This is a genomic window from Paenibacillus paludis (assembly GCF_042610515.1).
In the GTDB taxonomy this organism is placed as follows: Bacteria; Bacillota; Bacilli; order Paenibacillales; family Paenibacillaceae; genus Paenibacillus_AQ.
In genome coordinates, this window is record NZ_JBGJZP010000006.1 from 340,767 (window position 1) to 365,939 (window position 25,173).

The following is a 25,173-nucleotide window of genomic DNA, read 5'->3' on the forward strand; positions in this document are numbered from 1 at the left end:
AAAGCGTTTAAGTGGTGGTTCTCCTCGGTTTCAGTGTGAAGGACCACTGCTTAAAGTATTGGAGGAACTAGGATGAACGCAAAAAAAACCATGATTTCAGGATTTTTTATATTAATAGTACTTACCATTTTTTCCAGTTGTGGAAGGGGTGATATTCTGTCAGAAAAAGCACTAAATAACTTTTCAAAATTAATTGAAGAGAAGGATTTTGATGATCTTAGTCTAACAATATACTATATTAGTCCCTTTATTCTTACTCGCACTTCTTTGAGTGTTGATGATTTGATTAACTTTAATAACGTTAAGAAAATTGTCATCAACGGTAGCGATCTGGAAGGAAATTTAGACTTATTTGAGCAAATAAACAAAGATGATTTGATAAAGGTTAAAAACAAATCTCGCATAAATGCTCGATTTTATTACTTGTTTGAAAATGTTAAAGAAGGTAAGGTACTTGATGTTGCTATGTCGGGCAACGATGGTAGCGTTTTTATAAATGGGCTCGAATTCAAAGGAAATGATATTTTTTACGATATCGTAATGCCATTTTTGCCTGGGGATGTCGTCAAAGAATTGAAAGCCTATATAGGCAGTGGGAATTAAAAAGATTCGGTAACGATTTAAACCACAAGCGAGTGTAACAACTCCAAGTGGTTTCTTTTTTAGATATTTTACCCATACCCAGTGCCGATTAATGCAGGCGGCAAGCACCATTACCTGTTCATGTCCAAATGGGACAGTATAATTCATCAGTTATAGGTTGAGATAAATTTTGGAAAAAAGAAAATGAAAGATAAGGAAAATAGGTTAATTATGGAGGTGTCTGACCATAATTGACCTGTTAAGTTTAACGGAATAGCATTATTTAGGTTATATGAATCATTCGATGTACGTAAGCGGAGTCTCCGAGCGCAGCGAGGGGAGCAGTTCCAAACGTTCCTCCCCATTTGCGTTTAGATGGACACGATACCTCTTTAAGGCGCTGCAGGAGGCGTTTGCATCCGTAAGTAAGGAAAACGTCCGTACTTTCACTAACGCATGTATTTGCCATATTACAATCCGCTGTATACATTTATGCCCCCGCAAAAGCTCTACCCCAAAAACATCTCCGTAATTAACCATAACAAATCCGTCAAAAAGTACTCTTCAACCCATGGCATACACACGGAGTACACTCTTCTCCCCCTGCTTTATTTATGGCAAAGGCTACCCCAAAGGGGCCTTACCCTAAGGAGGCAGAAGAGAATGAGTGCTTATAACTGTCAGGCAACATGGATTGGTAACTAGACAATTTTCTGTAGACTATTTGGATTATATCCGGTTAGAAACACACCAAATTATCGCGTGAACATGAAGCCTAACAGTTTAACGAAACGTGTATAAAAAGTCCCTCCATGGCCCTAAGGCGCACTTGGGTCTAATCTGTTTAAGGTAGCCATAATGTAGAGCTTAAATTAGAGTATCTGCATGGAATTAAGCTCTCCGAAGGCTATTGGATAGCCTGTATGGGAACTTAATACCAATTAACAACGGAGGAAGAGAAAGCTTGAACTCTTCTGCGAAGCGTACCATGCTTGCTTTTATTAAAAGGAATTAATTAGCAGATGAACGTAGTTGGGTATATTCGCGTGTCGACGCAAGGGCAAGTCAAAGAGGGATACAGCCTATCGTATCAGCAGGACGAAATCAAAGCGTACTGCAAGGAGCAGGGTTGGAATTTAATCACGATCTATACGGATGCCGGAGTAAGCGGCGCTAAGGTAGATGAAGAAGCTATAGAGGTAGAGCGGGAAGGTTTTCGGATGATGCTGGATGCTCTCTCTTCGGGTGGTGTGGATTATGTAATTGTCTTAAATACAAACCGGCTATGGCGAAGCGATCTCGTCAAAGTCCTAGTTCACCGGGAGTTTAGGAAATACGGTGTAGACATCAGGAGTATTGAGCAGCCGACATACAGTATTCATCGTAAAGACCCGAATGACTTTCTGATGAATGGACTCATGGAACTGCTCGACCAATATCAGAGATTGGAAATTGCCTTGAAGCTCGGTCGTGGAAGGAATAAGAAAGCACAGCAAGGCGGATATGCCGGGGGTCGCGTAGCTTTTGGGTATTCAGCCAAGCGAGGCACGAAAGTGATGGAGATTAACCGAGTGGAAGCGTCAGCCATTAGGCGGCTGTTTGAAATGAGAGAGCGTTATTCGGATTGGACATTGGCAGAGTTAGCGAGACGGTTGAATGCCGAGGGTTTCACCACCCAACAAGGTAAACGGTTCACGAAGGTTCAGGTCAAGCGAATCCTTGATCGTAAAGAGTTTTACGGCGGGATATACCGCTACGGAAACGTGGAGGCTGTAGGTGTCCATCCAGTAATTCTGGAAATGGAGAACAGTAGCATTTCTCATTGATTTAAGAGTATAAGGAGTGGCTAAAACAGAAGTTGATTTATGAGTCGATGAAATAAAGAGCCGTGTGAAGCCATGAGGAAGAAACAGGATTTTGCTAACGTATCTTTGCGGCTCGTCCGCTCGAACTGAGGATGCAGACCTGTTTCATCACTCTTGATTTCCCGGTTGACTTCAAGGAGTGGACAATCATAATAAAGCCGGATCAGTTAGTATATGTAGGCGTTGACCTGCATAAACAGCACCACACAGCCGTCATTTTGGATTGTTGGAATCATAAGCTAGGAGAAATTAAGTTCGATAACAAGCCTAAAGCCTTTCCGCTACTTGAAAAGGAAGTAAAGAAGCATACTCCGAAGGGAATGTCTGTGGTTTACGGATTAGAGGATGTAGGCGGTTATGGTAGAGCACTAGCGGTCTACTTGACAGAAAAGGGCTGCTTCGTGAAGGAAGTTAATGCGAAACTGGCGAACAATAGACGTAAGAGTCACGTAACCATACAGAAGTCAGACTCCTGGGATGCAGAATGTGTAGCGAAGGTCGTACGGGATGAACTGCATAATCTACCGGATGCCAAGCCGATTGACTTGTACTGGGCCATTAGCCAACTGGTAACCCAGCGTAATTGGCAGTCGAAGAATTTGACTGACGCGATTAAGCGACTTCATCAGCAGCTAGGCTATCATTATCCAAGTTACAAAAAGTTCTTCTCAGAAATTGATGGGAAAACCGCCTTAGCCTTCTGGCATAAGTACCCTTCCCCAAATCATCTGTCAGGTGTGAAGGTGGAGGAACTAGCCCTGTATCTCCGAAAGCTGAGTAATAACGGTTTATCCACCAAAAAAGCAGAGCAAATCCTGTCTCTTATCGCAGATGACGGCGACACAACTCGTGATTTCCAAGATAAGCGGGATTTTATTGTCAAAGGCCTTGTGCGAAACATCCGCTTTTACAAACGGGAAATGAGGCGGGGCGAAGGAGAGGTCAGGAAGCTGATGGACCAGTTAGGCTTCCAACTGGAAAGCATGACAGGTATTGACCTCGTCACGGCAGCAGAACTGGTAGCAGAGATTGGTGATATCTATCGCTTTGCTACGCCCGATAAGCTGGCCAGATTTGCCGGAATCGCTCCGGTAATCGTTGGGTCAGGAAACAAGGTCAGAAACTACAAGAGTAAGCAGGGGAATAGAGTATTACACGACATCATTAAATTGCTTGCGATCCGTCAGCTTCTGGTTACACGTTCTACAAAAGTACCCCGGAACCCCTACTTTCGCTGGTACTATGAGCAAAAGTTAGCCGCAGGAAAGACCAAGCAGCAAGCTATTGTGTGCATTATGCGGAAGCTAGTGAACGTAATCTTTTACTTGATGAAAACCCAAGCGTCATATGTAATCCCAGAAGTATCCATACCACAAGCAGGATGATATAATTTGGATGGGCGGCGATTGGAAATCAGTCACCGTCCTCTTTAATTAGAATAGTCGCTTTATAAACTAGGATACGGTTGAGGGGCAGATTGATAATCCGCTGAGTCAGAATTTGTATACGTATGTGGAGAATAATCCGTTAACACATATTGACCCTACAGGGCATTATACCGAGAGTCAAGTAGATTTAATGCTTACAACTGCCCGTATTGCTGGGAGCGGATCACAACTTTATTGGGACATTAGAAAAGATCTTGGCGACCACAAACCAATGATATTCTTTGGTAATAAGCAAAGAGAGAAATGGTTAAATCTCTTTAATATAGCTACATCTTTTGAAAGTAGCGATGCACAGGCTTCATGGGCAAAGAGTCAATTAATGAAAGAATATGGCGAAGAACAATCAATAAACGATGCAGTTGTCGGTGCGATTTTAGGCATGACTGGAGGAGGCGGGAAACCCTTAAGTCCTCTCGTGGCAGCAGAAAGAATAGTTAAAGCCGAACGTGTGGGTACTGCGTTGACTAAATCAGATGCAGGTCATCGATCCGCTAGTTTTTTAACTGAAAAGATATTAGCAATGGGCAAAACTTTCATAGTTAAAGGTAACGATGGATTCGAACGGACGTTACTTCAAGTTAAGGGAGAATTGAATGGGAGTTCAGGTATATATGAATATATAATAGATCTAGAAGGAAAGGTTACACATCAAAGATTTATTGTTAAAGGTAAGATTACTGGATATCCAAATCAAAAACCATGAAAGGTGATACTAGTGAATACTTTAAATCTCCTGATTCCATACAATTATATTGTGAATCTGGGTAATCTGACGTGGAGTGATCTATTCTTTGCCATTAAACATGGATATTTGAACCCAGAGGCAGCAACTGAACATGCAATGTATGTGATTAGCGAGGAGCAATTTCCATCACAAGACGTCATCGACCTAGCTTGGTTAAAAAAAGGGGAAGACGTTCATCCATATTTTGATAAGTTGTTAGCTCCAATGTCTATGGAAGAATATAGTATTGCCCAAGAAAAAATTTTATATGTAGTATTGAAGTGGGTTTTTGAAAACAAGGAGCACTATGCAGATCCTTTTGAAGTGGTTGAAACTATTTATGCAGATTTTGATTATCCAGAGGAGATTTCTCAGTTTGTACGGTATATGCCCTCAAATCAGCCTCTACTTGATTTGGTAGACTTCAATAAAGAAAGATTATACAAGAATTGGAGTGATTATTTGGAGAAACAAAAAAAGAAGTATTCTGTGTCGGATGAAAGGTAACACAAAAATTAATTTGATATATGGAGACGATAAGGTAGGGAATTCTTCTAAAATCGCTAATTAGAATATTTTGCAGATTCGACTTCCAACCGGAACTTTTCCGATTACAATTCATTTATTGCTTATTATGGAGTAGCGTTGCACGTTTGCTTGCTGCACAGGAACTGCAACCGCATAAAGTTCGGAACTACTTAGAACGTCGTGATGCCAAACGAGCGGATGTCCTATGTGTTTTATCTACGATGTAATAATGCTTGGAAATAAGAGTAACACCTAACAAAATTATAACAAATTCAAAAGAGCTGCATTTGCGCAGCTCTTTTGTTGTTCATAAGGCATTCTAGGATTGAGTCGTGTGTATTATAGAGGTTTTAAGAAATACATACTTTTTTAGAACAATCTTCAAACGTTTCGCGTGCGTAATTAAGATATGATCATAGTGTAAGAAAATTGGATAGGGAGGTAGGGCATCATTGCATATTGTACTTTTAGGAATCAAACCTGAACTTAGTGATCCGCGTTTCAGATTTCATGAGTGCGGAACGTGCGAGGAAGCACAAGAAGTATCATCTATTATTAAGCCCAAAATAATCCTGGTGGTTGAAGATTTGGCCCAGGAATTCCTACCGTTCGCCCTGAGTTTAGCTGTGAAGATGGTGGTGATTAGTGAGGCTTATCCGTTGTCACTGACAGCGGTGCGGAGCTGGACTGCACTCGGAGCTGCCGATGTGTGGGCNGTTGAAGATTTGGCCCAGGAATTCCTACCGTTCGCCCTGAGTTTAGCTGTGAAGATGGTGGTGATTAGTGAGGCTTATCCGTTGTCACTGACAGCGGTGCGGAGCTGGACTGCACTCGGAGCTGCCGATGTGTGGGCAAACCGGGAATGGCCAGTGCGGCTCCGGGATTCCCTGGATGAGCAGAAGATCAGCGCTGCTGGGATGACGATTCATGAACACCACGAAATGAATAGAGCTGGAGAACGAACAGTGATTGCGGTAGGAAGTGTCTTTGAAGGTGCTGGAAGCACCCACACCGCCTTGCTTATTGCGGAGTACCTGGCACGGGTCTCCAAAACGAAAGTGGCCGTGTGGGAAGGCGGAAGCCATCCTTGCTTTTCTTTTTTGGAGTATATTAGGCAAGGTGAATTTTCGAATAGCCCCCGTTATGAAGTCAACTCGTTATCCCTGTTCAAGGGAGAGTTGTCTGAGCACTGGGTACACTCACTGATGAATGAGTATCGGTATACGGTTCTGGATTTAGGGAGTTTGCACACCAGCTCACAAGCGGAGTTATTCGTACAGTCCCGGTTGCCGGTGCTTGTCGGCTCAGGCAGTGAGTGGCGGACGAAGGAACTGATCTCCTTTTGCCGGGAGCATCAGCGAGTACCTCAAGATTACTGGAGGATTGCTCTGCCACTGGCGAGTGAAGAGAATCAGGAAATCATAGCCGGATGCTTAAGCGGCAGACCAGTCTTTGCCATTCCGTATCACCCAGACCCGTTCAAATCAGACCCTAACACGGATGAATTACTGGAAGGATTACTCTCTCCGATCCTGGATAAGCCCAAGAAGAGAGGACTCGCCCGTTTCTTCTGAGTAACAAGTCATAACGAAGGCCGCACTGCTTCAGCACCTGAAGCGGTTATTTGTCGTTTCGGAAGGAGGTGATGAAAAAAATGAATAAAAAGGGACATGTAGCTGTAGCTGTGCTAACCGGATCGGCTCTCGCTGCACACCTCACCGAGCTGAGGGTCACGCCAGTCTTACTCTTAGTAGTCGCTGCAGGTGTGGCGGGTTTGCTGCCGGATTTAGACCACAAAACCAGTACAGTTAGCAATACCATGCAGTTTTCAGCCAAAACCAGAAAGAAGCTGCGGTGGGCATCAGGAATGGCGGTAGGAGCTGGCGCTATTCTATTTTATTTACAACAGGGTTTTCCACTATTGTGGATCGGTACTGGCTTATGCCTTGCTGTGGCAGCTAGACTTCGGACATTGATTCTTAGTGGAGCTGGACTACTGATGGTTGGAGCGTATCTACATTATCACGAACACTGGCTATTGCTATTAGCGGGGCTGGCGTTATTGATCATGCCCTTTGTGAAGCACCGGGGACTGATTCACAGTCCGGAATTCGCCGTTTTGCTTAGCGCAGCGGTGATTACTTTTACCGAATCACAGTCGCCGCTGGTGTACGCGACGGGGCTGGGTGTTTTAGCCGGTTGGTGGTCACATCTACTCGCTGATTCGGTGACAGCAGAAGGAATCCACTCTGCACTGCTACCCAGGCTGAAAGTTGCGCTAAATGTCATTCGTAACGGCGGTGCCACTGAGCGCTGGGTGGCCAGGATCTGCTGGGCTGCGAGTGTGGTGCTGTGGATCAATCTATTTTATGTGAAGGGATGAATGTAATGAAAAAAACAATAACTGTTTTGATGATGTTCTTTAGTGTGTTCCTCTTGCCAATCATGGCCTACGCCGATGATAATCCGATCACGAAGATCAAGGAGAAAATGAAGTTTAACTGGAAGGTGCTTGACGGACTGGACTTTGTGTTTACGCCGATTGGGTTGTTCATCTCATTACTCACCATTGCAACACTGATTTTTGTGGTGGTCAAAGTCATTGTCAAGCTGGTCAAACTTAGTACGGGTAAAGGAGGCAGCATCAAAGACAAGTGGTTTTGGATTGAGGCCGGTCTGATTGTATTTATTGTATTCCTCTTCATCAGCGGCGCATTCTTCAGCTTTTTGGAGAACATTTATAACTGGACCTCCACGCAGGATCTCGGGGGGAAGACAACGTTCATCCAGTCCATGGATCATAACCATAAGTTGTCATAATGGCCCGGCTGATGATTGACAACGATTATATTTCAAAAATGAAAAAAATGTATAAAGTAGATCCGGATGTGGTGGACGGCATGAACTGGTTTTTGGTCTTGGCCGGAGCTGCTGGGACAATTCTTTGTGTGCTCGCTCTCTCCTATTGGCTAATACGTTTCTTTGGATTTTTGTTATCCGCAAGCCGGGGCGCTAAAAGTATAAAAGATATTCGCTTTTGGCGGAACATGGGTGTGGCGCTCTTGATCATCATTTTGATTATGACCGGATCGGTTTTCACCTTGCTTTCACAGTTTTATGATTACATGGCCTTATGGGGGTGGGGAAGTTGAGAAGGCGTATTTATATGCTGGTCGTCATACTCTTTATGTTTGTGGGGTTGAGTGTCAGTGTGCCAGATATAAAGGTTCAGGCTGCATCTAGTCAGGTCGCCGCCTCATCTGGAGGTAGCATGGTGACACTGGCTTCCGCAGGGCCTACACCTACAGCCTCCCCGCCAGTGGAGCGGGAGACGAGATGGTATATTCCCGATTGGGTAGATGACATGATTCATAAAGTCGATGATATGATTCAGTCGTTTAAAGACCTCATGTCCGGCAAGCTGATCAAAGATGCCATTGAAGGTTTAGTTGTTCTGTTGGTGGACGAGCTCATGTCACCGCTCTATGATGCCTTTGCTAAGAGCTACTTGTTTACTCCGCAGATTGCTGAAATCGATCTGGTACAGTCGGGCTGGTCCATCTTTATGATTGTCGGCCTTGTGTCGCTATTTATCGGGATTTCGTGGTTGGCGTTCAAAATTATTCGAGGCAAAAAAGACCTGAGCAGTTTGCTCAAGGTCTTTCTTCTTTGCTTTGTCGCTACCTACCTTTCGCTCACGGTCCTGAATATCGCCAATGTGGGGATTAACTGGATGGCCAGCAAGATGTTCGAAGGCATTATCGGCACGAGTGGCATCACGTATGAGGGTTTGGATGGTCAACAAATTCTAAAAGCTATGATTGTCGGTGCAGCTGGGATTACGGAGGCCTCTTACGCAGCGCAGACACTGGGAGAACTGACGGTGTCCACGAGTGGGGGGATTTTTAATCTGCTTGGTTATCTGATACTGGTGGTGCTGCCTTTGTATGTGGTAGCGGTGGTAAAAACGTTGGTTCTGATGTTTATGGCCATTCTGGTCAATCTCTGGATTACACAGTCTGCCTATACAGGAAAGTTTGAGACGATGCTCGGGTTTGCCAATTTGTATGTGCGGACTTTAATCGTAGGCTTGATCTGCGGTCTGCATTGGGCCATTTTTGTGAAAATGCAAACGGATTATGGTGAGGGGACTGGATTTTGTGCGGCGATTGGCATACCTCCGATCATTTTCGCCATCCTCAGTGCTGTCGTTTTGATTGTGTTCTTCTTCTTTTTCTGGATCAAACCGCTGATGAGAGCGGCTCAAAATCCAATGACCCTGAATGGAGCCAATGTGGTGGAATCGATGGGGAAATGGGGAGAGAAGACCTCGACTACTTTGGATTCCATGGGGAAACGGATGGGTTCTGAAGGCGTGCAGAAGAAGGCGCTCAGTATGAAAGAGGCCAGTAAACGAATGCAAGGTGCTGCAGATCGCATGCGTACGCAGCGCAGTGTGGGCAAGGATAAACTGGCATCAACGCTCAGCGGGGGACTGTCTGAATCATTTCAAGGGATTGTTTATCAGGAACCCGAGCAGTGGCTTGAAGAAGGCGGGCAGGTCCATGTCGATGTGGACCATGAACTGGCCTTTGGGGAATCGGAAATTAAATCCTCGGCGCTGAACATTTCAGCGGTCTTGGGAGAGGAAGGATTTCGAAGTGTTTCCCTCCTGCAGGCACCTGTTGCCCAGCGGAAAAAACTGACCCAGAAGCTAAGTTCACTCAAGAAAGAATACAAAGAAGATGTTACATGGGACGAGAGTACCGGAGAGCTGATTCTGGCCGGAGAAACACTCGATATGCTGCCGCAGCTGGAGAAGGATGGTTTTGATGTATCAGCTGTACGTGAGGGCATGTACAAGGATGGGGCATTTGTGGATCTAAACCATGCGCCAAAGATTACGCAGCTGAAAGATTCTGCCGAGGCCAAGCAAGCAGTGGAACAAATTAAAGAGGCTCTGCCGCTATATACGCGAGCGAACCTGCCTGAGGCACAAGCCTCTGCTGCGTACCATGCGCTAAAGGACCGTGCGTATGAATACCCATGGGTCAAAGATTTGCTGCTGGAGCAGGGAGCGTTGTGGCTACCGGATGATGATTTAGAAGAAGCCACAGAAGTGCTGGAGGGGATGATGGCCCAAACCACCCGGAAGATCCGGTATAACTTCCCGCGCTACTCTCAGTTTGCTGCCAGCATGCTGGAGGAGTGGGAACGTTCCAGTACATTGGAAGCGCTGGCCAAAGTGTTGGAACTTGCTAACGATGAGTCTCATGTCTATGTCCCCGAGGAATATTTAAACGAATTCCAGAAGGCTTATGACACCTATCGGAAAGACCGCACACCATACTGGCGTGCTAAAGACGGCGCGGTCTATGTCATTAAGGATCGGGTACCGGTCAACTATGGACAGCCACCACTGCATGGACTCGATATGGGGGGCTTTGAAAGACTGCAAAAGGAAATGCTGCATCGACATGAGACGCAGCGAGACAAGCAAAGTCAAGCGACTAAAACAGTGGCGAAAGCTCAAGCGGCGAGAACACCAAAAGACAAAGGGCAGGTGAAAGGAAATGGATAAGGAGAATCAGGACCGGGAAGATGAGCTCTTGCGGGCAAGCTTTATGGGCGATATTCGTGAGGATGTACAATTTTTGGGACTGTCCCTGGGAGATATCGTCTGGATTGTAGGGACGACACTCGTGATCGGGGGATTCCCCTTTCTGCTTCCGTTGCCAGTCGTGTTCAAGATGGCATGGATTGTGGCGATTTTTATACTTAGCACTTTTGGGCATATGCTCAAGTGGCCCTATCGCATGAAGCGTTATGTCCATGATCAACAACAAAAGAAAGACGGTACAGGGGAAGACATTGGGTCTTTTTTGGGCGTGGAGGAGGATGGCTGGCTCTATCGCAGCGGGAAGACCTTACATGTCGTCTCCTCCTTAACGGCAGCTCCTTGGAGAACGGCTGTATTTGCGCAAAAACGATCACGAATTGGGGGATTTGAGCAATTTCTGCGTGCCATCGTGCAGGAAGGCTTTAGTGCCCAAATTTCAGCAGAACAAATTCCGGACGTGCGCCATGAACTCTGGAACGAGAAACGCAGTCGCCTTGCTGCAAGTGAAGGCATTCAGCAGATGAAGCTGAATCGGCTGGAGATGTGGGAGCGGCTGGCCCAGAAGGGTGAGGCGCTGCGCAGTGAGTACACGCTGACGCTCACGACATCCGAATCCAAAATCGATATCAGGGAACGGGAAGATGAACCTGCAAACCTGAATACGGAGGAGATGAAGCGTTTCCGATTACTATGCGAACTCCAGGAGAAAAAAGATCGTGTATTGAACACGCTCACGGCTCATGGAGGGCACACCACAGCGCTCTTATCCGGTTTTTCCCTACCGGAGATCCTGGGACGCTGGTGGGACCGAACATCGTGGGAGGCATGGAAAATGGCTGAAGGAACATGGGCGGAAGAACCCGAAGAGGTGACAGATCCGGAAGAACAGAAAGAGCAAGAAGAGCAAGAAAAGGCTCAATCGATCTTTAGTCCCCTGCTTCTGAAAGTCATCCAAGAGGATGAATACGGAGGGGATGAATCCGGAGGGGATGAAGCAGAGAATACAGAAGACCTGGAGATCGAGGATGAGTCCATCGTGGGGCCATGGATCATTGAGGAAACCGCTGCGGATGCAGGGCGATTTAATAAGTTGAAGCTGAGCAAAGGGCTCATCGGAAATGGATGGCGTAGCTGTAAAAAAGTCATCCCCATTCTCCTAGCGAAGTGGAGGCAATATATCCGTCCTCGTTTTAGTTCGTGGGCGTTGAAATGCCGTTTGGGGTGGCAGAAGTTAAGAACCCGAAAAGATATAGTGCCAGAAGAGGTAGTGGAGCTTACGCATGAGAACAGAACTGGAGAAGAAGGGTTGGAGTTTCCTCATCCTCCCGTTTCCATTGCAGAGTATCAGGAGCAGACACAGGTAAAGACAGGACAACAAAGTCCAAAGGGGTTAAAAGGAATCGTTCTCCTAACCTCGCCAGTACCCAGCGGCAAGTCATTTCTGGCTGCCAATCTTGGGGTGGCTGCAAGTCTGTCTGGAACCACGGTGAGCATTATGGATATATCGCTGGACCAGGGGACGAAGACGGTGCTGAATCCATTGCAACATCCTTTGAAGCTAGAGAATTGGGACACATGGTCCGGCAAGGAAACGGACTGGCTGTTGTTTACACCTTCGTGTTATCCATCGTTGCAGCAGGTGGAGCAGCTGCTCCAGCGCCGATCAGCAGAAGATGGACTGGTCATTGCCGAGATCCCGTGGAACTACCCCGAACGGGAGGCGCTCATGCAGCGACATCGTTCCATTGCTATCATGGACTGTGATTATCATCATTGGCTCCGGTTTACGGACGCTGCCCCCCGCTGGGAAGGAGAGATCTGGCTTAACCAGAGCACACCAGAGTTGGCATCAAAAATGGCCGCACTGCTGAGGGAGCAATATAAACAGTCCTTCGCAGCGGTCTACCCCTATTTTCCTACGGCAGGGTATTGCTTGTTCCAGGGAAGGCCTCTGGCTCTTGATCCGCTGCTGCGTACACCGCTGATTGCCCAGTTGCATGGAGAGGAGGATGCTGATGAGCCTGTTAAAGCATACGAATCGGTTAGTTAAGCGGTGGATGAAACATCCACGACATATCGTAGTCAATACGTTGGATGGGAAAGACGGAAAAACGGGACATTTTGTCCGGGTGCTCATGGTGCAGGAGTATCCCCCGGAGATTATTGCCGGGTATCTCGATCAATTGGATGGGGTCGTTACCGATGCCGGAGCCACCTTGCGCAAGACGATACGTTATGCGCAAAGCGACATCAAGTTTAACACCCGAATGAAATATAAGTTGAATCGGCTGACGGCCAGCATCAACGATCAGAGCGAAACTGATCCAGCCCGTAATGCAGAGATCGCGGCGAAGGAAACCATTCTCGCCTTAAGAGATTCGACGCTGTCAAATGACCATAAGCTGGTGGAAGTTCAAACCTTCTTGACGCTATCCGCGCCCAAACTGCATCAAATTGAAGCGGCTGAGGCGGGGCTGAAGCTTTGGTTTGATAACATGTCCGGGAAATTAAATGAATTGAAACGTGAGCAGCGAGAAGCGATGAGGCAAACGGCCCCTGCCTCTGATCCTTACGTGAATCATAGTGAGTTTTTTAACAAAATGCATTATGGGCGTGTCACGACAGACTCTGTTGCAGCGCGCACCTACCCGATGACACGAGGCTCGTTTTCGGATGCAGAGGGAGCATATTTTGGTCGCCGGACCGAGGACGGCGGCTTTTGTTTTGTCAATCTTTGTGATCCGGATGATCCCCGGGCGCAAAACGTCACTGTGTTCGGTAAAACCGGAGAAGGGAAAAGTTACTTTCTCAAGGCGCTTGTGGTGTCACTTTTGGAAGAAGGCGTGCATGTTTTTGTATTTGACCTGGACGGAGAGTGGCGTGATCTTTGTGAGTATGTGGGTGGCGTATACATTGATCACACCACAGAAGAAGGACGTTATTTTGAACCGCTGACCATCATGCCTGCAATCACCGAGATCGATGAGGACTGTGTGCAGTATAATCGCTCACGGTACAAGATGGCTGAAAAAAGTGGTGTACGAACCTTTTCCTTACTTGGTGAGAACTTAACCCGCACGGAAATTTTTGAAGTAGGTGAAGCAATCCGTAGAGTGTACCGAGCTGCAGGAATTGATAAGAAAAAGCCGGAAACCTGGAATGCTCCCACGGGTCCCAAGCCGACGATCCACGCCGCCTTCGCAGAAATTGAAGAGGCTTCTCGCAGTAATGCCGATGCCAAGAGCTTGTACGACAAAATCAAAATTTATTTTATAGGCATTTACGATGATATTTTTCAAATCGAGGAAGCTACTAGCTTTGAACATAAAGCTCCCCTTGTAGTGTACCGGGTAGGTTCCGGTGAGGAGGATGAGTCCAAAAAGGATGAGTCGGCCAAACAAGCGCAGATCAAGATGTCGATGGCCTTTGAACAGGTTAATGCCAACATCCATCTACTGAAAATTGCTGGAGCTCACTTTTCTGCTGTGCTAGTGGACGAAGGTCAACGGCAATTGCAGAATCCGGAGCTGCGCAGTTATGTATTTGGCTGGTACACGGCCATTCGGAAACAGAACGGGATGATGATTCTGGCAGGGAATTCCCCGGCGATTATGCTGGATACCGCCAAAGGTGTGGGGATGTGGGAGAACACGAGTGTACGTGTGTATTTTTATATGGAGCAATCTGCTGTACGTTTACTCTCCTCTCATGCGGATCTGCCAATTGAGATTCAGGAACTCATTACTCAAAATGAAGGTACGCAGCGTTACATTTTGGAAAATCACAAAAGGTACGATGAACTGATCATGCATGTCCCTCCTGAAGAACATGTTCTGTATAAAACGCGGGGACTGAAAACCGCAGGGTAGGGGGGATTCTGTTGGAAGTCGTCAAAAAGGCCAAGGATCTCAAGAAAATGATTGCACTGATTTCGGCACTGAGCTCCCCGGGAATCGGGTTGGTGTTGATCCTTTTTGGACTCGTGGCATTAATTGTTTTGTTTGTGTTTTTGCCGTTCATGATTTTTTCGGATGCTGATAGCTATAAGCCACAAGCATCAGGGGAATATGCATGGATGGCTCCTGTACAACTGGATGTGGATGGCACGGCATACGTGTGGCCAGTGCCTACGATTAGCCGAGTATCCTCCCCTTTTGCCTTGCGGGATTTGTTTGGAACGACTCGAATGCACAAGGGCATTGATATTGCGAATGGAGCCGCCAACACAGAGCTGCAGCCGGTTTATGCAATGGCTGAAGGCACGGTGACTTTGGCGGGAGCAGCCAGTGGTTATGGTCAAGCGATTATTATAAATCACGGGAACGGACTGGTCACTACCTACGGACATCTTTCTGCTCAGATGCATGTCTCTGTGGGTGACAGGGTGAGCAAAGGACAGTTGATTGGACAAATCGGACAAGGGATTGTTGGGCGATCTACCGGTTCACATTTACATTTTCAGGTGGAGCTGAACGGAGCAGCCGTTGATCCACTCAATTATGTATTCGCCCCAGGCTCAGAACTGCCAAGTTTGCCAAGTGAGCTAGGGTATCAGCCCTTAAATGTGGATTACGTCTTGCAGTTTTTAAATAAACGAAAATCCGCGCTGGCTGATCGCAGCCTGCTGCAGATGATCGATGACGCGGGACGGACTAAAAATGTATCCCCCTATCTCCTGATCGCCATTACTGGTCAAGAACAATCTTTCGTACCGAGAAACAATAACCATGCTTCGGAGATTATCCGAAATCCGTGGAATGTATTTGGATGCTGGTGCAAGGGGAAAGGAGCGCAACTAACGACCGGAGAATCGGCCCAGATTGCGGCCAATACCATTATCAAGTTATCACAGGATCTTCCTGCTGGTCGAGATCCGATTCAATGGCTGTCGGCCAAAGATAACCCTCGTGGTTACTATGCAGAACATAACGGTTGGTGGATTGGCGTATCCAAATACTTCAAATTGTTATTAAGAGGGGGCGGTTAAGTGAATTTAACGGTTGTCATTATTGCGATCATCCTGTGGGTCTTTTACAAGAAAGGCAGCAACGGATTACCGACCTGGCTGGTCAAAGCTTTAGGTGTATTTTTAGTAGTTATGCTGCTTCGCAATTTAAATGAGGTCTATCATTTCATATTCGATGAATCAGATGCTTGGTGGCCACTGGTGAAAGAAAATGCCGCACGTTTTAATCAGCAATTGCGAGATTTAATCCGGACCATGATGAAGGGAGGGTGAAGGCGGTGAGCCTGCCGGAACCACAATCAAAAGAGAGCTTTTCACAATTTGTGAATCGAATCACCCTCATTGCTGCAGCAGGAAGTGCTGGTGTCCGGATGCTGAATCTATTTCCGGAACTAAATGATCTGGCAGGGACGATCTTAAGATATTCAATCATCCTTTGGTTATCGTTGGTGGCCGTACCTACTGCAGTACGATTGGGATGGAAGCATAAGTTGAAAATGATGGCGGGATTGGTCATTGTTAGGCAAATCGTGCGTGAAAGAGAGTGGAAATGGAGTTTGCCTTCTGCTGATTTATCTCAAGGGAAACTCGAAGCGGGAGGTGCGATTGGATCAATACCGGAAGTACCGGATGGAAAAAGGAATGGGATCATAAACATGACGAGTCCGGACATATGTCTTTCAGCAGAAAGAGGCCCATATGCTTTATTTCCGATCAATCCCCGGCCTCACTCCTCTTCTGTACTGTCACCTGCCCAGGCATCGGAGCTCATCTTCAACACGGTGCAATTAGCTGGAATGAAAATGGATGAACCACCTGAAATTTTGTCCATCGATGCGGGTCCAACATTACAAACCATTTCATTTCGACTACCGGCCCGGCTGCAGCTGAGTGACCTTGTAAAGAAGAGGGATGATCTAGCTAACCATATCGGGCATGACCGGAGTTTCGCGGTGACATCTTCCCCTTTTTCAAGTGCAGCCGCTTTTATACTGCCCCATGCAGAACGAGCATTTGTGTATATGAGAGACATGGCACAGGAACTGATGGTGTTTGCTCAAAAAGCTCAATTACCAATGGTGTTCGGGAAGGATATGGAGGGCAAACCGATTCTTGTGGACTTGGCGAAATTACCGCATTTGCTCGTGGCAGGGGCAACCGGCTCAGGAAAGTCTGTTTTTATAAATGGGCTGCTGACCTCATTAGCTTCTACACGTTCACCGGAACAAGTTCAGTTTCTGCTTATTGATCCTAAGATGGTCGAATTTACGATGTATACCGGTTTGCCGCATTTAATCTCCCCGCCAGTCACTGATCCGAAGCGGGCAGCACTGACGCTCAAAAAGCTTGTAGTGGAGATGGAAAAGCGATATACGCTTTTTGCTGAAGCGGGTGTACGCAACTTACTGCAGTATAACCGGAATTACCCGAAGGATCAGATGCCTTCTATCGTCGCGGTCATTGATGAATATGCCGACCTGATGGTTATTGCTCGGGATGATGTGGAGGACACGGTGCAACGATTGACGCAAATGGGACGAGCCGCTGGAATCCATTTGATTTTGGGTACTCAGCGGCCTAGCGTGGATGTTGTAACCGGCGTTATCAAATCGAATCTTCCGTCCCGGGTGGCCTTCCATTTACTCAGTGTCTATGATTTTAAAACAGTCATGGATACAGGTGGTCCACATTTGCTCGGTGGTGGAGACGGAATCTGCATGCTGAACGGAGGAGGGCAGAAGAGATTCCAGTCTGCTGCAATCAGTGCGGATGACGATGAAACTACTCGTTATATTGAGGAACTGAAACGATATTGGAGGAATGAAGAGAGCCTTCGGAAAGAGAATAAGAAGGCAAACGAGGATTTTTCTTCGCTCAGTGAATTACCCGATGAGGAAGAGAATGAGCCTATGGAAGTGGAATCTGATTTAACCGGGCAGACATCGATCAGTGTGTTCCATTCACAGGAGTGGATGGATCTGGAGGAAGAGGGAGATCCGGCTATAGACGAAAGTATGTATGACCAGGTGATTCGCTTGGCGCGCGAGCATAACGGTGTATCCGGTAGGCTGCTCCAGCATGAGCTTAACATTGATTATGTAACAGCGGCAACTTATGTAGAACAACTGAGTAGAGAAGGGAAAGTCGCACCTGATTATGATCCGAAAACAGGTCTTAAGCCTTGGCTTGCAGATGTACGGGAGAGTGATGAAGAACTGCTGCTACGAGTGCAGAGGATGATTTGCGAGACAGGCTCAGCTAGATCTGCTGAGCTTCAGCAAGAACTTGGTATACGTAAAGTAAAGGTTTTAAAGCTGATGAGCCAACTGGTGGAAGTGGGCTTCTTGTCAGCGCCAACCAGTTCTAAAGCAGGGTACACCATTGCCTGGAGCGAGGAGCAGATTGATGATTTTATGAAGCATCAAACTGAACGCTAATTTATAATTCTCATTACGGTTCCCATTCAGGATTCCGTTTGAGAGCTGGAAATCCTTGTGTTTATGGGCTTTTTTGTTTTCTTTACGAGTATTCTAACAGGGAACTAAAGGTGGGAACTGTAACGGGAACCATAAACCAATCAGGGAGGACGTATAACCTCTTGTAAGAACGTGTGTTTAAATATGTATTATATACTGAAGAAACACACGTTCTTACTATCTGATTGAGATTTCTCGTTACTCTTATAGGTCTGTATTAAGCATTTGGAAAAACAAAACAACGGATGAATCAGCGTAAAAGCGTGTGCCGATTAATTCCACTTCATAATAATTAAACTTCGGCTTTTTTATTAATTTAAAACTAATCTTGTTGGTAATTATGTTCTCAAAAAGGCTCTTCAATCCGTTTAGAATAATATTCACAAACCAGTCGATCTCTAAGATATCTGGGTCTACAGTAAATTCAATGTGACCTATTTCGACTTTAGGCTGCGCAATAATCGTAAACTTGTCCTCTGACATAGGAAGTAATTTGAAATTTTGAAATTCTACAAATGAACTTTGTAGCTCTACTTTTACGGAAACACTGTGTTTATACCTATCTTCACCTAGAACTTTTTGTGCCACATATGCACTTCCACCAGCACTAATAGTACCTAAATCACAGTAAAATCCATTGTCTGTTATTTTGAAATTACTTAATCTTAGATTAACCCAGTAATCAGCTTCAGCTCGAATTCCTAATCCTTTCTTTTGAAAAGGTGTTTCATGTATTACTATATCTATATATGGTTTAATAATTTCTGACATTGCCCCCTGAGTTATTCCGATTGCAGCCCATCTTCTTGTATCAAGGGATGCGATTGTTTCTGACCCCATAATGTTTTCAGATAAACATTCGGGTGTTAAGTTCGAGCTTTGCACAGTGAATACTATAAATATACATCCTCTTTCCATTCCATTAATCTGTACATCTCTATAATAAAATTGCATAAAATTGAAAGTGACTCCTTCTATATATCGCCAATCATCAGGTAAATCAATGATGTTAACAATGCCAGGTATTATATCGTTTAACTCCGATGAGTTCTGATTTCTTCCGTCCATCGGTTGAATAATATCTGTATCAACATAATTTTTGAAAAGATCTGTTCCTCCATATTCCTCGTCAATTATATTTTGGTTTTGTATTTCAAAATTCCCAACAGTTATTTGAATTTGGAAATTAATGAACTCCAAATAATCAGCATTCAAATTAGGTTTACTGTTTACGGAAAAAGTAGCTTCACAAGTTGCAAACTTTGTATCTTTATAAAAGCTTAGGCGGATAACTCCCTTAAACTGAATCAACTCTGTTACAGGATCAATTTTGACTGTCACTGGTGTTGGAGAGTTGAAAACATCATCAATGATGTAACCTTCTTCGATTTGCATGTATATCTGTCTTTCTTCATCTAAATTATATGTGTGTTTATAACGTAAAGATATTGAAAAATAGCTTAGCAATGTATCGGTGAGCGCTACACAAATTGAATTTTCTAGTTGAAGTTCGTCTAAAAGTTCTCGACACTTACATTCCAAATCATTCCCATCAGTAAATATACAGTTATCAACGTTAAGATTCATTTCATCATCTCCTGAAATTTGTTTCGTATAGTATTTCCAATTACACTGAAATATTCAATAGAAATTGAATTATTAATCAGGCCATTAATACGAGAAAATTGAGTTCGATGGAATCCTGAAGAAGTATAGTCGGGCGAAAAAGAGCCATTTAACTATGATGAGGCAGCGTTTATTAGAAAGTGAAAACACATACTTTTTCCGTACTTTTTGAGTACGTTTGAGTAGATAATTTCAGGTAATCTTATATCATGCAAGAAAACAAAAAAGACCGCTTCCGTGTACATGCCGGAGCGGTCTTTGTATTTCAAGGAGGGAGTGTTGTGCAGGAAGTAGGGTTTAAAGAAGCGGGGGAAATGTTGAATACACCGGTAAGCACTTTGCGGCGCTGGGTCGTTCTCTTGGAGGAGCAAGGTTATACCTTTAACCGGGACGGCAAACGCCGACAGCTGGATTGGCAGGATGTTGGCGTGCTGCGGGAAGTCAAACTTAGGCTCCAAGAAGGAACGCTGGGAGAAGCGTTTCTTCATGCCATTTCTGTATTAGTGGCTCCACAGGAAGTATCTAAACTGGTATCACAGTCTGTGATCGACACGAAAGAATGGGAAGCCTTTGAATCCGAAATCAACAGCCTGTCAGAAAACTTGTTTTGGAACGGCCAGGCTCAGGCTGTGAGCACTTTGCTTACGGCTTGGACAGGATTAAAGAACTCGATGGGGAGGGAATAGAGATGGCGAAAACGTACTCACTTGGTGAGTTAAAGGCACTGCCTACTTTGCGTCAATCGCATACTGATGAACTTAAAGTGGAGATTGGCAATGAACGAATCTGGTTGTCCAGAATGACAGTGAGTGATGGCATGCTGTACAACAATCAGGTCACTGTGGAAGTTTACACAAACGGGAAGTGGAACACAATTGATACCTATCAAGCTCGATAGAGGAGGAGTCATGTCATGGTGAAAACCTATGAAAACTGGAAAGGGAATCTAAAAGATTACCTTCAACCCGGGGATGTAGTGGATGAGGAAATATCGGAGCACTTCTTGAATGTCATGCCTCCGGCATTTTGGAGAGCGAATCTCATCCAAATGGGTGAATCCCCTGTTGATTATGTAGAGGGCAAAGGAACCTATCACACCTTAGAAAAAACACTGGAGGGTTGGGTGTACCGTGGAACCTGTCACAAAGGAGAAACCAGGCACCGTAGCAACTAAGAAAGGGGCGATCCACATGAATATGAAAACCAAGGCGCAGGTCATTGCCTTTGCCAATATCGGCGGTGGTGACGCGATTCAGGGCGTGTTGAAGTTGATCCGCACCTATCCGAAGGAGCAACGGATTGTCGTAGTAGAATTGCCTTGTGTCGGCTTGCCGCGCATGGCCTATACATTTGATCAACAAATTGCGGATCTTAGTAAAGAACGTACCGTCGATCAGTTTCTACTGGATCTGGATCGCAAGGAGCTAAAACCGATGCAATCCTACATGGTGCAGCGTAGTGGGATAGATTATGTACTCGTTAATCCGCGCTCTCAGCCGGAGGCACCGGTTATTCGCAAACTCTCGTCCAACCAGACGCTTATTTCAGCACCTACTGTGCTGCGGCAACAGTTGGAGGACTCGTATGATGTGATCATTCTAGTGCTACAAGGTTCACTCATTCAACCCACCACGCACTTTGCACTCCGGACTTCAGATGCCATGGTGCTGTATAGTGCCGATGCGATTGATTTTGTCGGTAACTATACCCATTATCGTCGATTGATCGAAGTGTTCGGTGTAGAACGGGAACGGCTATTTCTGTTTACAGCCGAGTCCAACTTCAAAATAGAGGAAGCGCCTGTTTACTCCAAATTCGGCGATTTGCTCAAGCGCTGGAAGGAGCTTGCGCCGAATGCGTTCCCTGTACGTGAGGGAAGCGAATCTTCTGTCAGGGAGGGGGAGACGGTGGGCATCATTGAACCCCTTGAATACCTGGATGTACACGTATCCATACAGCCCGTGGGCACCGAATACTCGGAAGGAGATTTCAAGAAGCTCGAATCCCTGAAGAACTATGTACGCTATCGTCTGCAAGAGGTTCACCTGGACGAATATGTACAGTCTCTAACCCATGAACCATCCCGACAAAAGATACGCTATTACATTTCCGATCTCGTGCGGGAACAGACCGAATATGCCCTCTCTATACCGGTGAATGAAGCGGTGGAATGGGTACAGAAGGAAATTACGGAGCTGGGCGTGCTACAGGGGATTTTGGATGATCCGAGTATCAGTTCGATTGAAATCAATGGACTGGACCAAGTGATCGTGGAGCAAGGGGGGCAGGACAAGCATTTGCCGGAGATCCGGTTTCAAAGCATCACCCATCTCTATGAAGTGATCAACAAGATGCTCATGCCAATTGGGAAACCCATATCCAGTACCGATCCGATTGTGGATGCGAACTACCGTGGATTCCGGATTTGCGTGGTGGCGGATACGAAAGAATTTCAAGGTGTAAGTGCGAATGCGCCCTTGATTAGTATCCGAAAGTTTCCTCCTGATGTGTTCACGGATGCGCAGTGTATTCAGTACGGAAACATCTCAACCGAGATTTCCGACTTCCTGAAATTTATTGTACCCAAGGGAGCCAACATTGTAATTGGTGGCGGGACGAACAGTGGAAAGACCACGCAACTGATCCGTCTACCCATGTATATGGAGCCGATTACTCGGATCATTTCCATAGAGGATTCCGAGGAAATGCTACTGGCCAGCAAGACGCAATATCAGCATTATCCGAACCTGCCGTCCCTGCTTGTGAAAGAGCTGGAGGACGAGAAGAAAAGTTATGGCATCGCTAAGCTGATCAAAGCCTGCCTGCGGCTGCGGCCTACTGTCATGGGCATCGGAGAGATCCGGGATGAACCGGCAGCACAGCAAAGTCTGATCGGGATGAATACCGGACACACCGTCTGGACGACGATCCATGCGAATAGTGCCCGGGAAGCAGCCACGCGGTTTTTACAGCTGAATGGAAATACAGCGGCAGCGGCCAGTCAGATTTCGGGATCGATTGACCTGATACTCTTCCAGAAGAAACTGCGCAGTGGGGTGCGGGTCGTGACAGAAATCTGTGAGCTCATTGGGTATAGAGGCACAGAGGAACCGATCCTGAATCCGATTTTCAAATATGAGCATCACTTGAAAAAGCAGGTGAAGGTAGGCCGGATCAAATCTGAGGCGTTGTTGGAGAAGATTTACCTGCAGGAGCCGGGGCCGGAAGAATTGCGGCGCTGGTGTGAGGTCAAGGAGTTGAAAGCTGCTTTATGATGCTGAGTTATTGGATCGTGGCGGGGCTGTTGATTTCCTTCGGACTTTTTTCACTGGCACCTATACCTGTCAACCGTTCGAAACGGATGAGGTTGGCTTTCGGCTTTGAACAGACAGAAGCAGAGGCGAAGGCAGCTGGAATTCGGCTAAATGGCAAGCGATTGATCCAGGTGTTGTTGGTGGCCGTCGTGATCGGTGTGGCGATTGCTTACTTTACACGAAATATCTGGTTTGTCGGAGTCGGCGGGGCGATGGGGATTATTGTGCCTAAGATGATCATCTCAGCAGTCACGTTCAAACGCCGAATGGAGATCTTAATGAACCTGCCGGGTAATTTGCGGCTACTGTCCTCCAAGTTTCGGGACTGTAAATCCCTCGAGAAATCACTGGAAATGTCGCTATCCATGATGAGCGGTGTCACCGTCCCATTATTTGAGCAATTATACGCTTCGCTGCGAATCGGTCTGGATGTGCCAACGGCACTAGAGAACATGAAGCGGGAGATTCGTTTCAAGAAATTTGATGATTTCTGTGAAAAGGTGATCGCCGGAAACAAGGATGGCTTTCACCTGCGGTCTGTGGAAGGGATTCGGGAAAGCATTGCCGATTTGTCATCCGATATGAATTTGCTGCAGGAGATTGATCTGGAGAATGAAAAGAAACGGATCGAGCCTTTTGTGGTGTTCGGATTCAGTTTGGTGTTTCCGTTCCTCTTTGGATACTTGGAGAGTCAATTGGTCCAGGAGTTCAAGCTGGCGACGACGCTGCAGACTGGCCTTGGCAAGCTGCTGCTCGCGAGTATGATCGTTTCCATACTGATCGGGCTATGGAAGAAGGATAAACTGCTGCGGCTGAATCTGGATGATCTATGAACACAGACGTTAGCAAGAAGGGAGGTGGTGAAATATGCTTACGTCCATTTTATTTTTCCTGGCGGCGGGTTGCATCACTGTTCCCATCCTTAGGTTAGTTCTCCCAGGATTCCAGAGGCAGAAGCAATTGGTGCGTTTGGCTGCGCTGGTCAATCAGACCGAAGCGCAGCGCGTACGAAACGGGCAAAATGCCATTGTGCGATCCTTTGCGGATCGGATGGCTAAAGGAAACGGGGAGCGGCCCCTGAGTAAGCGGCGACAGATGTATCAGGTGCTGGCTCATGCTGAAAGTTATGAAATGTATATGGCCAAAGTGGTCGTACAGTCGCTATTGCCCGGCCTATTCGCATTAGCGCTGGCCGGGATGGTTCAGCATTTCTTTTTTCTGCTCGTGGCCCCCGTTCTTTCCGGACTATTCTTCTGGATGTCCTTACGGCGGATTCCCCAGGCATACCAAAAACGGCAAGATCGGCTGATCGCGGACTTGCCGTTTTTAATTAGCAAAATGATTACGGCACTTGAAGTGGGCAAACCGCTGAACGTGATCTTTCAAGAGGTCAGCGCCCGGTGCGGTCCAACTCTTTCGGCACTACTCAAGCGTCTGGTCGCTAACATGGGGACGACGTCGCAAAAGGATGCCCTGCAATTGTTTGCTCAAGAAGTGAATGTCCCGGTAGTATTTGACTTTATCTCTGTCGTCAATATCGTCGCAGAGAAGGGTTTCCATGAGGCCGAGGATGATTTGAATCATATCAAAAATGATCTGCGCACTCTAAGTAAGTTGGCTTTGAAAGAGCGCACCCGAGGCAATCCGGCGAAGATGAATCTGTATTACGGAATCGTCATTGCCCATGTAGCCGTGTTCTTTTTTTTAATGCTCATCAAGATGTTTGCTGCCTTTAATGCCTTGTAGTACCCAAATCATTTAATTTGAGAGGATGTATTTATTAATGAAAAAGCTGCTGAACAAAGTGAAACGTGAAAGTCAACAAACGATGCTTCTTGCCACCTCTGTCTTTTATAACCGGTTGGATCGATTTCGAAAAGAAGAACGTGGGGATGCGATGCAGTGGGTCATTGGTATCTTGATTACATTGCTGCTGTTTATTGCGGTGTACATTCTGTTCAAGGCTCAAATCGATGTCTTTGTCAAAGATAAAATCTTCGGCAAAATGAATTCCTTAACCTAA

22 protein-coding genes are annotated in these 25,173 nt (G+C 46.1%); 21 read left to right on the forward strand and 1 reads right to left on the reverse strand.

Annotated features, from left to right (window positions below):
• Positions 1-72 precede the first annotated feature (72 nt).
• The 14 genes from ACAN56_RS14415 (at position 73) to ACAN56_RS14480 (ending at position 18,171) form a co-directional block, all read left to right on the forward strand.
• Positions 73-603 (forward strand): hypothetical protein, encoded by a 531-nt coding sequence (locus ACAN56_RS14415; protein WP_379143612.1) that lies wholly within the window; start codon positions 73-75, stop codon positions 601-603.
• A gap of 1,001 nt (positions 604-1,604) precedes the next feature.
• A complete protein-coding gene (locus tag ACAN56_RS14420) occupies positions 1,605-2,408 on the forward strand; it encodes a recombinase family protein (RefSeq protein WP_379143614.1) in 804 nt (267 codons plus the stop codon).
• 185 nt (positions 2,409-2,593) lie between these two features.
• A complete protein-coding gene (locus ACAN56_RS14425) occupies positions 2,594-3,832 on the forward strand; it encodes an IS110 family RNA-guided transposase (protein ID WP_489685701.1) in 1,239 nt (412 codons plus the stop codon).
• A gap of 127 nt (positions 3,833-3,959) precedes the next feature.
• On the forward strand, positions 3,960-4,598 hold the full coding sequence (locus ACAN56_RS14430) for a hypothetical protein (RefSeq protein ID WP_379143618.1): 639 nt from the start codon (positions 3,960-3,962) through the stop codon (positions 4,596-4,598).
• A 12-nt stretch (positions 4,599-4,610) separates the two neighbouring features.
• Positions 4,611-5,126 (forward strand): DUF2247 family protein, encoded by a 516-nt coding sequence (locus ACAN56_RS14435; protein WP_379143620.1) that lies wholly within the window; start codon positions 4,611-4,613, stop codon positions 5,124-5,126.
• A 1,666-nt stretch (positions 5,127-6,792) separates the two neighbouring features.
• Positions 6,793-7,530: a metal-dependent hydrolase gene (locus tag ACAN56_RS14440; RefSeq protein ID WP_379143622.1), complete on the forward strand. Its 738-nt coding sequence runs from the start codon at positions 6,793-6,795 to the stop codon at positions 7,528-7,530.
• 5 nt (positions 7,531-7,535) lie between these two features.
• Positions 7,536-7,967, forward strand: a complete 432-nt coding sequence (locus ACAN56_RS14445; protein ID WP_379143624.1) for a hypothetical protein — start codon at positions 7,536-7,538, stop codon at positions 7,965-7,967.
• Positions 7,967-8,299, forward strand: a complete 333-nt coding sequence (locus ACAN56_RS14450) for a hypothetical protein (RefSeq protein WP_379143626.1) — start codon at positions 7,967-7,969, stop codon at positions 8,297-8,299. Before ACAN56_RS14445 ends, ACAN56_RS14450 begins: the two co-directional genes overlap by 1 nt.
• Entirely contained in the window at positions 8,296-10,728 is a 2,433-nt protein-coding gene (locus ACAN56_RS14455; RefSeq protein ID WP_379143628.1) for a hypothetical protein, read from the forward strand. Before ACAN56_RS14450 ends, ACAN56_RS14455 begins: the two co-directional genes overlap by 4 nt.
• Positions 10,721-12,817, forward strand: coding sequence for a hypothetical protein (locus ACAN56_RS14460; protein WP_379143630.1), 2,097 nt, complete (start codon positions 10,721-10,723; stop codon positions 12,815-12,817). Before ACAN56_RS14455 ends, ACAN56_RS14460 begins: the two co-directional genes overlap by 8 nt.
• Positions 12,783-14,636 carry a TraG/VirB4 family ATPase gene (locus tag ACAN56_RS14465; protein ID WP_379143632.1) on the forward strand — a complete coding sequence of 618 codons (1,854 nt, stop codon included), beginning with the start codon at positions 12,783-12,785 and terminating at the stop codon, positions 14,634-14,636. The genes ACAN56_RS14460 and ACAN56_RS14465 overlap by 35 nt, the downstream gene beginning before the upstream one ends.
• 11 nt (positions 14,637-14,647) lie before the next feature.
• A complete protein-coding gene (locus ACAN56_RS14470; protein WP_379143634.1) occupies positions 14,648-15,754 on the forward strand; it encodes a M23 family metallopeptidase in 1,107 nt (368 codons plus the stop codon).
• Positions 15,755-16,006 carry a hypothetical protein gene (locus tag ACAN56_RS14475; RefSeq protein ID WP_379143636.1) on the forward strand — a complete coding sequence of 84 codons (252 nt, stop codon included), beginning with the start codon at positions 15,755-15,757 and terminating at the stop codon, positions 16,004-16,006. It abuts the gene before it with no gap.
• A 5-nt stretch (positions 16,007-16,011) separates the two neighbouring features.
• Positions 16,012-18,171, forward strand: a complete 2,160-nt coding sequence (locus ACAN56_RS14480) for an FtsK/SpoIIIE domain-containing protein (RefSeq protein ID WP_379143638.1) — start codon at positions 16,012-16,014, stop codon at positions 18,169-18,171.
• Between the two features lie 243 nt (positions 18,172-18,414).
• On the opposite strand, the gene ACAN56_RS14485 is transcribed toward ACAN56_RS14480, so the two are convergent.
• Positions 18,415-19,797, reverse strand: coding sequence for a hypothetical protein (locus tag ACAN56_RS14485; RefSeq protein WP_379143640.1), 1,383 nt, complete (start codon positions 19,795-19,797; stop codon positions 18,415-18,417).
• A gap of 248 nt (positions 19,798-20,045) precedes the next feature.
• Between ACAN56_RS14485 and ACAN56_RS14490 the strand changes: the two genes are divergently transcribed.
• Genes ACAN56_RS14490 through ACAN56_RS14520 form a run of 7 tightly spaced genes read left to right on the forward strand, consistent with a single transcriptional unit; the run spans position 20,046 to position 25,173 of the window.
• Positions 20,046-20,522: a hypothetical protein gene (locus ACAN56_RS14490; RefSeq protein ID WP_379143642.1), complete on the forward strand. Its 477-nt coding sequence runs from the start codon at positions 20,046-20,048 to the stop codon at positions 20,520-20,522.
• Between the two features lie 2 nt (positions 20,523-20,524).
• Positions 20,525-20,734: a hypothetical protein gene (locus ACAN56_RS14495; protein WP_379143644.1), complete on the forward strand. Its 210-nt coding sequence runs from the start codon at positions 20,525-20,527 to the stop codon at positions 20,732-20,734.
• Between the two features lie 15 nt (positions 20,735-20,749).
• Entirely contained in the window at positions 20,750-21,010 is a 261-nt protein-coding gene (locus ACAN56_RS14500; RefSeq protein ID WP_379143646.1) for a hypothetical protein, read from the forward strand.
• 16 nt (positions 21,011-21,026) lie between these two features.
• Positions 21,027-23,111 (forward strand): TadA family conjugal transfer-associated ATPase, encoded by a 2,085-nt coding sequence (locus ACAN56_RS14505; protein ID WP_379143648.1) that lies wholly within the window; start codon positions 21,027-21,029, stop codon positions 23,109-23,111.
• Positions 23,108-23,983: a type II secretion system F family protein gene (locus ACAN56_RS14510; protein WP_379143650.1), complete on the forward strand. Its 876-nt coding sequence runs from the start codon at positions 23,108-23,110 to the stop codon at positions 23,981-23,983. Before ACAN56_RS14505 ends, ACAN56_RS14510 begins: the two co-directional genes overlap by 4 nt.
• Before the next feature lie 34 nt (positions 23,984-24,017).
• Positions 24,018-24,896 (forward strand): hypothetical protein, encoded by an 879-nt coding sequence (locus tag ACAN56_RS14515; protein WP_379143652.1) that lies wholly within the window; start codon positions 24,018-24,020, stop codon positions 24,894-24,896.
• Positions 24,897-24,933: 37 nt separating this feature from the next.
• Positions 24,934-25,173, forward strand: coding sequence for a hypothetical protein (locus tag ACAN56_RS14520; RefSeq protein ID WP_379143654.1), 240 nt, complete (start codon positions 24,934-24,936; stop codon positions 25,171-25,173).